We start from the raw sequence: 14,321 nt of genomic DNA, 5'->3' as shown, positions 1-14,321 counted from the left end.
ACATCCATTATAACATTCTGGTGTGGCTGCCTGCAATAAGCTCTTCCTTCCATATCCGGCCCTGCCTTTTTCATCTCTCCCCCCCCCCCAACACCCAAAACGCCACAGCCCCCGCCGCGGCCACATTAAGAGAATCCACCCCATGCCCCATGGGAATCCGCACGGTGTAGTCGCAGCCGTCAATGGTCACGTCGGAAAGCCCGTCGCCCTCGGTTCCCAAAATGATGGCCAGCTTTTCCTCGGAAACGACGCGGGGATCGTCGATCCGGACGGAATTATCGCTCAAAGCCATGGCGGCCGTCCGGAAGCCCATTTCCCTCAGGCAGGAAAGCCCTTTCTCCGGCCAGGCGCTCTCCGGAAAAAACGTCCACGGGATCTGGAACACCGTCCCCATGCTGACCCGGATAGAGCGCCGGTACAGCGGATCGCTGCATTCCGGAGTCAGAAGCACCGCATCCATATTTAAGGCCGCAGCTGACCGGAAAATCGCCCCCACGTTCGTCGGGTTCACCACATGCTCCAGCACGGCGATCCGCCTGGCCTTGCGGCAGATCTCCGTTACCGGCGGAAGCGGCGGACGGTGCATGGCGCAGAGCATGCCCCGCGTCAGCTTAAAGCCCGTAAGCTTCGTGAGCACATCGAACTCCGCCGCATAGACGGGGACATGGCTGCACCGTTCTAAAATTTCCCGTCCCTGTCCGTCCACATGCTTTGTCTCCATCAAAAACGAAATCGGCTCACAGCCGGCATCCAGGGCCCGCTCGATGACCTTGGGGCTCTCGGCAATGAAAATCCCCTTTTCCGGCTCGTGGCGGTTTAAGAGCTGTCCTTCCGTGAGCCTTGCATAAATGTCAAGCTCCGGCGCATCAAAATCTGTTACTGCTATAATCTTCGGCATACAAAACTCCTTGTCATTTTCTGGAAAACGCGCTATAATTTTTATAATATTTCGACACTTTTTCTATCATACTGAGATGTCATAAGGGGGATACATATGGCAAAACGTCTCATCCCGATGACGGAGGGCCCGATCTGGAAACGGATCACTTACTTTGCCCTCCCGCTTTTTTTCGGGAATCTGTTCCAGCAAATGTACAACACCGTCGACTCCCTGATTGTCGGCAACTTTCTCGGGAGCAGCGCCCTGGCGGCAGTCAGCTCCTCCAGCAGCCTGATTTTCATGCTGATCGGCCTGTTCAGCGGCCTCGCCTCCGGCGCCGGTGTCATCATTTCACGCCAGTTCGGCGCCCGGAATACGGAAAGCATGCGGCTTGCCGTCCACACGGCCGTGGCTTTCGGACTGGCTGCCGGCATTTTCCTGACCGTGGTGGGGACGGCTCTCTCGCCTCAGATTCTCATCTGGATGAGCACGCCGCCAAATGTCATGAAGGAGTCCGTGGCATATCTTCAGGTTTACTTTGCCGGTTCCATCGGCTTTGTCATGTACAACGTGTTCGTGGGGATTCTCCAGGCCGTCGGCGACAGCAGGCATCCCCTCTACTACCTGATTTTTTCTTCCATCGTCAATCTGGTTTTAGACATCGTCTTCATCCGGTATTTCCACACCGGCGTCGGCGGGGCTGCCCTGGCTACAATCATTTCCCAGTTTGCCAGCGCCCTTTTATGCCTGTTCCAGCTCATGACGACAAAGGAAAGCTTCCGTATCCGCATAAGGGAAGTCCGCTTTAACCGGGCCATCGTCGGGCAGATCCTGCATATCGGCCTGCCGTCGGGAATCCAGAACTCCATTATCGCCTTTGCCAACGTCATCGTCCAGTCCTACGTGAATACCTTCGGGGAGATGGCCATGGCCGGCTTCGGCGCATTTTCCAAAATCGAAGGCTTTGGCTTCCTCCCGATCACCAGCTTTACCATGGCGCTCACCACCTTTATCAGTCAGAACCTGGGCGCCCGCCAGTATGACCGCACGAGAAAGGGCACGTATTTCGGCATTCTGGCCTCCGTCCTCCTGTCAGAGCTCATCGGCGTTTTCGTTTTCATATTTGCACCGCAGCTCATTGCAGCCTTCGACTCCACGCCGGAGGTGGTGGAATTCGGAATCCTGAAATCCAGGACGGCCGCGCCGTTTTTCTTCCTTCTGGCGTCCTCCCACTCCTTTGCAGCTATCCTGCGGGGAGCCGGAAAAACCATGGTATCCATGGTCATCATGATCGCCACCTGGTGCGTCATCCGTGTCGCATTTTTATCCATTACCATCCCGCTGACCCACAGCGTCTGGATGCTCTGCCTCGTCTATCCGCTGACCTGGGGCTTAAGTGCCATCGCCCTCTTTATCTATTATCTGAAAGCCGACTGGATGCAGAGCAAAGGGGCGAAAAAAGAAGACTAACATCCCCTGCGGGGAGGCGCTGCGAGAAAGCAGCCCTCCTCGTGGGATTCAATCACACCTACGGCCTGGAGATATGCATAAATAATCGTCGTCCCGACAAACTTCATGCCCCGCTTTTTCAAATCTCTTGAAATCCTGTCCGAAAGCGGCGAATTGGCAAGCCCCGTTTCATGAACCACCTTCCCGTCTGTAAAGCTCCATAAATAATCGGAAAAACTTCCCCACTCCTTCTGAATTTCCCGGAAAATAACGGCATTGTCCACGGCCGCCCGGATTTTCCGCCGGTTTCTGATGATTTCCGGATCCGCCTGAAGGGAAAGCATTTTTTCTTCTCCATAGCCGCAGACAGCATCCAGGTCGAACCCGTCAAAGGCGCGCCGGAAGGCCTCTCTCTTATTTAATACACATTCCCAGGAAAGCCCCGCTTGGAACGACTCCAAAATCAGCATTTCAAACAGCCGCTTATCGTCATGAACCGGGACTCCCCATTCTTCATCATGATATTTGATATACGTTTCATTCTTCGGATTTGCCCAAATGCATCTGCACTTTCCATCCGGCCACTCCATGCCTCTTCCTCCCCGGTAATCTTGTTTCTAACCATGATTATATTCGCTCCGGCGGCTGGAAGCAATCAGAATCTTTGCAGCCTGTCAGATACGTCCCTGGCAGCTATAAATCTTTCATAAAAAAGCTGTCCGGACTATTGACTTTCCTCCTTTCCGGTGTTATGATCTAATTGTTAAAAAAGTAACGAATACTTTTAAAAATAATAAAAGGAGAGGTGTACGTTATGAGATTCACATTACCGAGAGACCTGTATCACGGAAAAGATGCTCTGGAGGCACTGAAAACGCTTCCTGGCAAAAAAGCCATGGTCGTCGTAGGCGGCGGCTCCATGAAGCGTTTCGGTTTTCTTGACAAAGTGGTGAGCTACTTAAAGGAAGCCGGCATGGAAGTGGAACTGTTTGAAGGCGTTGAGCCGGATCCGTCTGTCGACACGGTTATGAAAGGCGCCGAGGCCATGAGAAAGTTTGGCCCCGACTGGATTGTCTCCATCGGAGGCGGTTCCCCCATTGATGCCGCAAAGGCTATGTGGGTATTCTATGAGTATCCGGACACAACCTTTGAGAGCCTGATTACACCGTTCAGCTTCCCGACTCTGCGTACGAAGGCAAAATTCTGCGCGATTTCTTCTACCTCCGGTACGGCTACGGAAGTGACGGCCTTCTCCGTTATCACTGACTACAACAAGGGCGTAAAGTATCCGCTGGCTGACTTCAACATCACGCCGGATGTGGCGATTGTTGACCCGGCTCTGGCAGAAACCATGCCCAAGAAGCTGACAGCCCATACGGGTATGGACGCCATGACCCATGCCATCGAGGCCTATGTATCCACGATGCACTGCGAGTACACGGATCCGCTGGCTCTCCATGCCATCGAGATGATCAACGAGTACCTGGTTCCGTCCTACAACGGCGACATGGATGCCCGCGCGAAGATGCATGATGCCCAGTGTCTTGCCGGCATGGCCTTCTCCAACGCCCTGTTAGGAATCGTACATTCCATGGCCCACAAGACAGGCGCTGCCTACTCCGGCGGCCATATCGTACACGGCTGCGCCAACGCCATGTACCTGCCGAAGGTAATCAAATACAACTCCGCAGAGCCGGAAGCCATGAAACGCTACGCTGCCATTGCAAAATTCATCCATCTGGAAGGCAATACTGATGAGGAGCTGACGAACGCCTTAATCGCACGTCTGAATGAGATGAACAAGGCCCTCGACATCCCGTCCTGCATCAAGGACTACGAAGGCGGCATCATTGACGAAAAAGAATTCCTCGAGAAACTGCCGCAGGTGGCAGAACTGGCCGTAGGCGACGCCTGTACCGGTTCCAACCCGAGAGCCATTACGCCGGATGTGATGGCGAAGCTTCTGAAATGCTGCTTCTATGATGAGGAAGTGGATTTCTAAAAGAAGAAAATCTGCATAGAACTGGAGTCCTTATACAATAAAAAAGGGGATCGCAGCGTCATCAAATTGGATGGCAAAGCGTTCCTCTTTTTTTACCCTATTCTTGTTTCTCAAACAAGTTTACAACTTCCGCAATGCTGTTTGCCATGTCAAATAAATCAAGGAACTGAACAAAGACTGCCGCACCGTCATCGGCTTTATACTCAAGAACCGTGTCCGGCGGCACCTTTTCCGTCTCAGGATACAGCAGTGTACTATGTTTTGCGCCGTATTTTTTCTGGTAGGCGTACATCTGGTACATATCTGCCTGTGAAATGCCATAGTTTGCCTTACCTGCATCCAGAAGCTTCCATTTCGTATCAAGCACAAAAACAGCCTTGTCCGATTTCCGTTTCACCACGATGTCCGGCTTCATCAGAAACTTTTTCCCCGGCTCATTAAAAAGATAACATGTTTTATCCTGAATGGAAATCATAAAGTCTTTTCCGGAAAGCTTTTTCTTAAGTGCGGCGGCGACATAGCTTTCAAAAAGTGTTTCCATTGGGAACAGAAGTGCCGACGCCGTTTCCGCCCCGGAAAAAGAGGTAAAACTCCTGCCCATTAAAAATACCCGGCACCACGTCAATGCCGTACGGTAATCCTTCATCATCCGATCCGGAATACATCTGGTGAAATCTGCTTCCCAATTCTCCGAAACTTCCACATCGGAAAAAGCACTGAGCAAAATCTTAATATCACTCCTGTTTTTTGAAGACGCAGTCCTTTTTCCAAGATAAAGAAGCGTTGTCTTCAGCAATTTATTCTCCGGTCGATTGGCCGTAAAGAGATCATATTCCGCATAGCTGCGCTCTCTGTGAAAGCTGTTTCGTTTGACCTGCTCAGAAAACAGCAGCTTTCCTTTAAAGAAAGCCGTATTTTCTTCGACTGTCTCGTATCTGCACGGAAGGCCGCGTTTCACAATGACAGACACCTCATTGAGAAACATTCGAATAAATATTTCAAAAATATTCATTTTTTCAATATTTACATGGGATATCTGCAAGGACTTAAACGGTGTTTCCCTGAGCGTTTTCAGCATCTCAATCAACAATCGTTTATTCCTAGTGCCAAGATCATCGTCCATAACGGCCGAGTGGATTTTGGGAAGAATTTCAATGGCAGTGCCGTCTTTCAGCGTGATAATGCCAACATAGTTCTTGGCGGTAATCACTTTACCGACATGTTTCTTCGCAGAAAGTCCCATCACCTCCAAAGCATCTGCATTCCTGCTGCGATTCGTCAGAATGAATTCTTCAAGCTGGCAGAAAACGGATTCCGGCAAAGTTTTGTATCCGGCAATTTCTTTCCCGGAGACAAAGGAACCATATTCTTCGATCTGATAGACCGGCTTCATTCCCACACCTCGCTTCTTTTTCAAATTTTAAATGGAGCGGTAGGATTCAATATTGTCAAACGCAGCGTCATTGATTTCATAGCTGTACCCATCCTCCAGATCAACTTCCGAGTCGCCAAACAGCTCCATATAATCATTCTGCTTAACCGTAATAAACTGCTCACCTGTTTCCGTTTTCCTGTTGTCGCCGAGTATCAGCCGAATTTTTTCATAATCCTCATAAAAATATTCCTGCAAAAGCGGAAGAATGCTGCGGCGGAAAATCTCGGCCAGCGCCTCAATCGTCGGATTGGCTTTTAACGGCATAAAATATGCGTGTCCAATGGTATGTTCCCGGTCATAAAGAACGGCAATTCGCTGATTCATCCGGGAGAGCAGCTCGCTGATTGACAGATCTTCGACACTGATATCTGACAGTTTGTCCGGATCCGGCATCATCTCTTTGAAAAAGAATCGTCGGCGCAGGGCCGTGTCAATCGCCGCAATCGAACGGTCTGCCGTATTCATGGTTCCGATCAGATACACATTTTTCGGTACGCCAAAAAGTTTCCGGGAATAGGGCAGCACTGCCTTCATGCCTTCCGGCTGCCCAAGACGCTTGGACGGCTCAATCAGGGTAATCAATTCGCCGAAAATTTTTGAGATGTTGCCGCGGTTGATTTCGTCGATAATGAAAACATAATTATCATGATTGTCCGCGGCCGCAGACGGCGGGGCCGGACGATATTTTTCAATGATCTGATATACATCGCCAACTGACACATTTGACAGACGATAGACGGATGCCAACGTCATGGAGAATCCGCCATTGATGGAAAGTATATTCTCCTGAATCCCCTTGACAATCCAGTTCACCTTCCGCAGCCGTTTCAGCCTGTCGTATTCATCATGCCATTCATATTCTCCTGTGACGACGCCGACGGCATCAATCGTCGTAGAGCTGTAACACGAAAATACAATGTCGCCAACCTGCATACGATTCATAAAAGCATTCAAAACGATGTTTCCGCCGTCAGAAAAATCGGTCTCATCTGTAATATCCTTTCCGTAGCTGTCCCATCCAATGCGAATGTGGCCGTTTTTCAGGCATTCGGAACGGATTGGATTATCGCCCGTTCCAGATAAAGAAACCTTCCAGATATTCGGATACTCCCTGATGCCGTAATTTTCTGTTTTTGATCTCCCCGAGTGGTTCGCCTTTTCGCAGAATCTTTTGAACGTGCCAGGCTGCACATCATACCGAATGTCTCCCGCTTCTCCACCTGAATTGTCTTCTTCCGTAATCACAGGTTTAATGCCCTCGATAAATTCCTCGTATCCATAAGATTGATGGAACGTCGTAAATTCAATTCGTCCCTGGTTCCCGTACCTTTGGTAGCGTTCCAGCACATCCTGGTAGTCTTCCTTCTCGACCACAGCCAGTTCCTTATTTTCAATGACTGCGACAGCGTAAATAGCCATATAGTACGTTTTTCCTGTTCCTGGAGGGCCATAGAGGATTGTATTCAGGCCAACATCTGTCACTGTCTCTTCCTCTTGAAAGTCCATATGCATAAGCGCTTCTTTCAGTTCTTCCCTAAGCTTCCAGGAATAGCGCCGGTTCCCGTTTTCAGTGACATAACGGCCGACAAAGGGAATCACATATACCCGGTTTTGCTCCGTCTGTCCATTCCCATAAATCATACAGTCAGGGCAGCCGTATTTCTTTTTTACCTTTTCACCGAAGCTGCTCCCCAGCTTATTATAGTAACTGTGGGTGTTCCCATAGACTTCAGCCAGACGGGAGCAGGTACTCTCACCGCCCAGCTCCAGCATTTTTTTCAGCATGTCCAGATTTTCGGGAGACGTCACTGTGGAATCCTTTAAGGCAGCAGCCCACATTTCCGCAGTCATTCCCGGATCATATTCATTCGCAGACGGCCAATAGACACGTTCAGCCGTTTCTGTGACGCTGTTCCTGAAATCCTTTTGAACCATATACACAGCCCCGAAGTAAACGAGATCGGTTGTAAGCAGATGGCATGCCTCGTCCTGACAGCAGTCGTCATCCAGGCGGTCTCTGTTCATTCGGATCAGCTCCGGATCCTTTTGAATTTCCTCTAAAATCAACCGGCACATCCGATTATAACTCTCAATTTTCCATACAGACGATTTCAGCTTTGGTTTTTCTTCTGTATATCCAATGCATTCCCGAAATGCCGTAAACGGCCTGGCCTTATAGATAAAGTATTTTTCAGGGTATTCAAACGACAAATATACGGAAATTGCATGGAGATCCTGATAGTGATTTCTTCCCAGTGGCTTGACATAACTGTCAAATCCCTCACGAAAAGCTTCGTAGCGTTCCGCAAGCGGGAGATGTTCATCGTAAAGGATCCGAAAAAGATGCCGGACGGTTTCAGGAGATGCCTGAGCAAACTCCATCATCATCTTATGGGGCCAATACATGTTCGCAGTGAGCAGATTGTCAGCTTTCTCAAAGGCAGCGGACAGCATTGCCGGAAAGTCTGCCGCATCAATGTTCCAATGCTTCCTGTACCAGCCGGCCGCTTTCCATTTGTAGCGTTCCTGACGGTCAATCTCTGAAAAGTTCGATTTGTATTGTTCAATAATCAAACGGATTTCCTTCCTCTGAAGCTCGGATGCCATATCATTTCCCTGTCCTGTTTCCATCGTTCCTTTTCCTCTGTCTTTCATAAATTTTTCAAGCTCAGCCAACGCCGCTTTTCCTGCCGGTTTCCAACCTCACATACTATCTTATCTATTATAACATCCTGAACATATAAAATGGAAGATACAAACAAAAATTGACGGTTTCGGATCCAGATAAATGCAAAAAACAGACCCGCCCCAAGCCCTCACACGGCCCGAGCGGATCTGTTTTTTCTTTTAATCGGCAATAGTCTTTTCCGTTACATTGTCAAAAATATGAATCTTGCTGGTATCCATGGCCAGGCGGATCGTATCGCCCACCGAGACCTTCGTAGACGCATTGAGGGAAGCCACCCAGCTGGCGTCGCCGATGTCAAAGTAAGCCAGCGCCTCGGCGCCGAGCATCTCATACACGCGCACCTCCGCATCAAAGCAGGCCTTGCTGAACTTCTGGAGGCTGTCGGCATCGCCGTGGATATCGGAGGGACGGATTCCCAGAACAACCTTTCCGCCCACATAGCCGCCTTTTTTCAGCGCCTGTGCCCGGTCGGCGTTCAGCGTGATTTTCTGTCCGGCAAACCGTAAGGAAACCTCGCCGTCTTCCTCCACCGCATCAGCCGTAATCATGTTCATCTGCGGAGAACCGATGAAGCCGGCCACGAACTTGTTGCAGGGATGCTCATAGAGGTTCTGGGGCGTGTCGATCTGCTGTACGACGCCGTCCTTCATCACGACGATCCTGGTGCCCAGGGTCATGGCCTCCGTCTGGTCGTGGGTAACGTAGATGATGGTGCTTCCCAGGCGCTGATGGAGCTTGGAAATCTCCACACGCATCTGGCCCCTCAGTTTCGCATCCAGGTTGGAAAGCGGCTCATCCATGAGGAAGACCTTGGGATTCCGCACGATGGCGCGTCCCATGGCAACCCTCTGGCGCTGGCCGCCGGAAAGGGCCCTGGGCTTGCGGTCTAAAAGCTTTTCCAGATCCAGGATCCTTGCGGCCTCGCGGACAGCCTTATCGATTTCATCCTTCGGCATCTTTTTAAGCTTCATGGAAAATGCCATGTTGTCATACACGGTCATGTGCGGATACAGGGCGTAGCTCTGGAACACCATGGCGATATCACGGTCCTTCGGTTCCACATCGTTTACTACTTTCCCGTCAATAATCAGCTCGCCGGAGCTGATGTCCTCCAGGCCGGCCACCATCCGCAGCGTGGTGGATTTGCCGCAGCCGGACGGCCCTACAAAGATGATAAATTCTTTATCCTCAATATCCAGATTAAAGTCTTTCACTGCCTCGTATCCATTGGGATATCTCTTGCATACATTTTTTAACTGAACACTTGCCATAATTTCCTCCTGATCTCATGCACCCATTCGGCGCCGCCATTGTTTTCTATGCTTCTTTGCAGAACATCCACCTGGCCCCGAACGGCCGCATGGGGACGTTTTTCACTTCTAAGGTTTCACCGGACAGAAGATCCGTACCGGTTCCCGGTTCGCTGATCCATGCCGTTTTTTCTTCTCCGGAAAAGTTGAACACTGCCGTCAGCCTTTCCCCTTCAAACTCCCTGACCAGGCAGAGAAGGGCCGGATCATACGTTTCCACGGTCCTAACAGACGCGGCGTTTAAGAACACCGGATACGTCTCTCTGAGCTTCTTAAGCTTCCGGATCCCCTGGAACAGGCGGTACTGCACCGTTCCTTCTTCCTTCCGTTTCCCGGCTGCCTCCCAGTCGAACCGGCCGCGGTGGACATACCGCGAATCGGCGGCCTTTGCCGGATCCTCTTTGTAGCTGTAATCGTTCTGCTGGCCGATCTCGTCTCCGCTGTAAAGCATCGGGATCCCCGATAACGTCATCATCAGGGTGTGAAGCATCAGGTCGAAGTCCACGGCCCGCTCTGCCGCCGCTTCATCTCCTGCTTTAAGCGCCCCTTCCAGTCCGCAGAGCGAGGCAGTCGTTCCGCAGAGCCTTGCATCTCCCGATGCCGGATCGTCGTTGTACAGCTCGCCGCGGGCCAGGGAGCCCGGCCAGTTCCCGGTAAAGTAGGCATTTAAAAACTTCTTATGGGGAACCTCTTCCATAGATTCTTTCCTCAGCCACTGGTACTCCAGTCCCCATCCGATATCATCGTGGCACCGCAGGTAGTTGAGAAACACGTATTCCCTGGGCAGGCCGCTTATCACGTCCATCTGGTGACGGAGCAGGGATACCTTCCCAGCAGCAGCCGTATGCCAGATCGAAGCCATAGTCGTCACGTTGTAAAGCATGTGGCATTCCGGCTTCTCGACGGTCCCAAAGTACGGCACCACCCGGGCCGGCTCCATGACCACCTCGCCTAGCAGCAGGACACCCGGGCAGACGATCTCACAGATCATCCGGAGCATGCGGACGATGGTATGTACCTGCGGGAGGTTGCGGCAGCTTGTGCCGAGCTCCTTCCAGATATAAGGCACCGCATCAATCCGCAGGACGTCTACGCCGTGATTCGCCAGGTTCAGGAGATTATCCGCCATCTGGTTGAACACCACGGGGTTTCGGTAATTTAAATCCCACTGGTACGGATAAAAAGTCGTCATGACGTATTTTTTCGCGTCCTCAAGCCATGTGAAATTCCCGGGAGCCGTCGTCGGGAACACCTGCGGGCAGGTCTTTTCGTACTCCGCCGGAACCGACCAGTCGTCGAAAAAGAAATACCGGTCCTGGTACTCCTTTTCCCCGGCCCTGGCCCGGACGGCCCACTCATGTTCCTCGGATGTATGGTTCATGACGAAATCCAGGCACACGCTGATCCGCATCCTGTGGCATTCATCTGCCAGCGCCCTCAGATCTTCCATGGTGCCCAGGCTCTCCTTGACACGGGTAAAGTCCGACACAGCGTACCCGCCGTCGTTGTTCACCTCCGGGGAATCCAGAAGCGGCATCAGGTGAAGAAGGCGGACACCGCATTCCCGGATGTAGCCAAGCTTATCCCGGACTCCGTTTAAAGTACCGGCAAAGGCATCGGTGTACATCATCATGCCCATCATGTCATTTTTCCTGTACCACTCCGGATCCTCTTCCCGCTTTTTATCCATCCGCTTAAGCTTCGGATCCCGCTCCTTACTGCGCGTCTCCATGATCCGGCACAGCTCTTCAAAAGAGCCGATCCCGCCTTCGTAGAGCTCGCAGTAGAGCCATTTCAGTTCATCCCAGTGCCGGTTTAATCTCCGGCTGAATACCGTTTCTCTCTCCATCTCATTCACCTGTCCGCAATGGGGTAATATTTTTTCATCTCTTTTATGAAGTCTTCCTCGGCCTCGATAAAAATAAGCATGCCCTTGGCCCGAATGGTGTACACCGGCTGTCCCGGGAGGCCGGAAGTAAAGTCCTTTACCGGCAGCCTCCCTGCTTCTGCCCTTCCGGGGAGAATTTCCTCAAAATCCGTGCGGTTCATGTGCAGGACGTCCTTCCGCCTGGACTTGTGCAGGATTTTGGATATGGTGAAATCACCGTTTACATAGACAAATTCATATTCGTACTTAAGGCTCCGGGACAGGAAGAAACCTGCGATTCCAAAGGCCGCAGCCGGAATCAGCATCACCGCCATGAAGAAGACCGCGTCGATGAAAAACACGATGGCCGCCGAGACACAGACTGCCTTCATAAGCCTCTCCTTCTGGCTGAGTGCGTGGGTCACATACCATTCAAATACCACATCCCGCATCGTTTCTCCCTGCCTCTCATATCATTTTAAGCACGAGCTGGATCCCCTCGTATTCCCTCAGCTCCAGGGGCACCGGGATTCCGGCGTTCATCAGAAGCTTTCCGGAATATTTTCCCTTCCAGCCTTCAATCTTATAGAAGCCGTCCTCCTTTAATCCCTTTAACCGCAGGAACCTCTGAGGATCGTTCGCCTCTCTGTCGGTGACAACGATGCCTACCAGGGATTTTTTCTGATCCTGGGACACATGCTGCCATGCAGTAAAATACCGGTTTTCATAGGGGTTTGTGAGCCGGTAATAGTCGCCGTCCATGACTACCCTGCAATATTTCTTGTAGAAGCGGATCTGCTCCCGGCAGGCCTCCTTCTCCTCTTCTGTCATCTTCACGGGATCCAGCTCATATCCAAAGATCCCGCCCATGGCCACGATTCCTCTGGTGGCAAAGGGCACGCTCCGCCCGGTCATATGGTTGGGGCATACCGAAACATGGGCTTCCATGGTACTCATCGGATACGCAAAGGAGGTTCCGTACTGGATCTTTAACCGGTTGACGGCGTCCGTGTTGTCGCTGCACCAGATCTGCGGCTGGTAGTAGAGCATGGCCGGGTCGAACCGGCCGCCGCCGCCGCTGCATCCGCAGAAAATCACCTCCGGATGTTTTAAAATCACCTGATCCATCACATAATACAAACCAAGCATGTATCGGTGGAGAACCTCCCCCTGGTGCTTTCTGTCCAGGAGCGCGGACCAGGCCTCGGCGATGCTGCGGTTCGCATCCCATTTCACGTACTCGATTTTCGCCTGTTCCACAATCCCGTTTAAGGTTCCGATCAGATAGTCGCACACATCCCGTCTGGAAAGATCCAGCACAAGCTGGTAGCGGCCGCGGACAGCCGGGCGTCCCGGATCCCTCAGGCACCAGTCGGGATGACGCCGGTACAGGTCGCTGTCCTCCGACACCATCTCCGGTTCTACCCAGATTCCAAACTGCATGCCCATTTCGTGAATCCGGTCGGACATGTCCTTTAAATCCATCTTTAACTTGTCCCGGTTCACCGTCCAGTCGCCAAGCCCCGCGCTGTCGTTGTCCCGCTTTCCGAACCATCCGTCGTCCAGCACAAAAAGCTCTACGCCCAGGCCGGCGGCTTCCCTGGCAATCTGAAGGATCTTTTCCCCGTCGAAGTCAAAATAGGCAGCTTCCCAGCTGTTTAGCAAAATCGGGCGCGGCTTCTTCCTAAAGGGGGACCGGCAGAGGTTTTCACGGAAAATCCGGTGGTAAATATGGCTTAAGCCCGTAAGGCCTTTTCCCGACCAGGCAAGCACCGCCTGGGGTGTCTGGAATTCCTCTCCAGCCTCCAGAAGGAAAGAGAAATTCCGGGAGCTGATGCCCGTATGCACCCGCAGGTTCTTATACTGATCCTTTTCCGCCTCAATGGTGAAGTTCCCGCTGTAAATCAGCGAAAAGCCCCAGCACTGGCCCTCGTCCTCGCCGCAGCCCTTTTCGCAGATAATGGCAAACGGGTTGTACTGATGGGAGGACGAGCCTCTGCCGCTTCCAATGGAATGGATGCCGTCCCAGACGGGGATGCGTTGGAATTCCCGCTCCATCGCATGTCTCCCCGTAAAATAAATCATGTCATAATCCGAGCCTCTGAAATCCACGGTGGCCGACATCAGCCGTTCCAGGCGAATCGCCTTTTCTCCCCGGTTGATGAGCCTTACAGAGCGGGCAATCACATCCTTGTCCTCAAATACCACATAGGACAGCTTCACTTCCGCCTGACTCACCGGATCTTCCAGCGTGATTTCCAGTGTGTTCACCTGCTCCCCGGCCGAAGCCCAGAGGGACGGCATCCCGAAAACCTTTTCCGCACCTTCCAGAATCTCATATCCGGCCACACGCCCCAAAAAGGAGGCTCCGCCTTCTCCCCAGACCAATTCCACGCTGGGGCTGCGGTAGTCGCCGCCCCGGCTTGTGGAAAACTCCTGGGGCAGGAAGTCCAGGGAAAACGTCCTGTCATTTCCCGCCTCGTTTGGATTCGGGGAAAATCCCCGGTCATGAAACGTGAGAAGATAGTCCAGATCCGTATCGGGAATCCTGTCCCCATAGTACATATGGAGCAGGTTTCCGTACCGGCTCACGGCCATAAGATAGGAACTGTTCTTCGTCTCCAGTATGAAAGTTTTTGTTTCTGCAATATATTTCACTGCCATTGATTCATTTCCCGCCTGTCTGTTT

At 51.9% G+C, this 14,321-nt stretch carries 10 protein-coding genes; 2 read left to right on the top strand and 8 right to left on the bottom strand.

What is annotated here, in order from left to right; genetic code table 11:
- Nucleotides 1–70 precede the first annotated feature (70 nt).
- The gene (locus KE531_12520; GenBank protein MBR9954425.1) at nt 71–898 is read right to left on the bottom strand and encodes an RNA methyltransferase; all 828 of its coding nucleotides are present in this window, start codon (nt 896–898) and stop codon (nt 71–73) included.
- Nucleotides 899–994: 96 nt separating this feature from the next.
- On the opposite strand from KE531_12520, the gene KE531_12515 reads away from it, so the two are divergent.
- On the top strand, nt 995–2,350 hold the full coding sequence (locus tag KE531_12515; GenBank protein ID MBR9954424.1) for an MATE family efflux transporter: 1,356 nt from the start codon (nt 995–997) through the stop codon (nt 2,348–2,350).
- Here the strand turns inward: KE531_12515 and KE531_12510 are convergent.
- Nucleotides 2,347–2,919 carry a DNA-3-methyladenine glycosylase I gene (locus KE531_12510; GenBank protein ID MBR9954423.1) on the bottom strand — a complete coding sequence of 191 codons (573 nt, stop codon included), beginning with the start codon at nt 2,917–2,919 and terminating at the stop codon, nt 2,347–2,349. The genes KE531_12515 and KE531_12510 overlap by 4 nt on opposite strands.
- A 224-nt stretch (nt 2,920–3,143) precedes the next feature.
- On the opposite strand from KE531_12510, the gene KE531_12505 reads away from it, so the two are divergent.
- A complete protein-coding gene (locus tag KE531_12505) occupies nt 3,144–4,331 on the top strand; it encodes an iron-containing alcohol dehydrogenase (protein ID MBR9954422.1) in 1,188 nt (395 codons plus the stop codon).
- Between the two features lie 97 nt (nt 4,332–4,428).
- On the opposite strand, the gene KE531_12500 is transcribed toward KE531_12505, so the two are convergent.
- The 6 genes from KE531_12500 to KE531_12475 form a co-directional block, all read right to left on the bottom strand.
- Nucleotides 4,429–5,724 (bottom strand): McrC family protein, encoded by a 1,296-nt coding sequence (locus tag KE531_12500; GenBank protein ID MBR9954421.1) that lies wholly within the window; start codon nt 5,722–5,724, stop codon nt 4,429–4,431.
- A 27-nt stretch (nt 5,725–5,751) separates the two neighbouring features.
- Entirely contained in the window at nt 5,752–7,407 is a 1,656-nt protein-coding gene (locus KE531_12495; protein MBR9954420.1) for an AAA family ATPase, read from the bottom strand.
- Nucleotides 7,408–8,613: 1,206 nt separating this feature from the next.
- Complete coding sequence (gene ugpC / locus KE531_12490) at nt 8,614–9,726, bottom strand: sn-glycerol-3-phosphate ABC transporter ATP-binding protein UgpC (protein ID MBR9954419.1); 1,113 nt, start codon at nt 9,724–9,726, stop codon at nt 8,614–8,616.
- Between the two features lie 46 nt (nt 9,727–9,772).
- Nucleotides 9,773–11,614, bottom strand: a complete 1,842-nt coding sequence (locus tag KE531_12485; protein ID MBR9954418.1) for a Beta-galactosidase C-terminal domain — start codon at nt 11,612–11,614, stop codon at nt 9,773–9,775.
- 5 nt (nt 11,615–11,619) lie between these two features.
- Nucleotides 11,620–12,084 (bottom strand): hypothetical protein, encoded by a 465-nt coding sequence (locus KE531_12480; GenBank protein ID MBR9954417.1) that lies wholly within the window; start codon nt 12,082–12,084, stop codon nt 11,620–11,622.
- 16 nt (nt 12,085–12,100) lie between these two features.
- Nucleotides 12,101–14,296, bottom strand: a complete 2,196-nt coding sequence (locus KE531_12475; protein ID MBR9954416.1) for an alpha-galactosidase — start codon at nt 14,294–14,296, stop codon at nt 12,101–12,103.
- Between the last annotated feature and the right edge of the window lie 25 nt (nt 14,297–14,321).

The organism is Eubacteriaceae bacterium Marseille-Q4139, assembly GCA_018223415.1.
In the GTDB taxonomy this organism is placed as follows: Bacteria; Bacillota; Clostridia; order Lachnospirales; family Lachnospiraceae; genus CABSIM01.
This window is presented reverse-complemented; position numbering and strand designations above follow the sequence as displayed.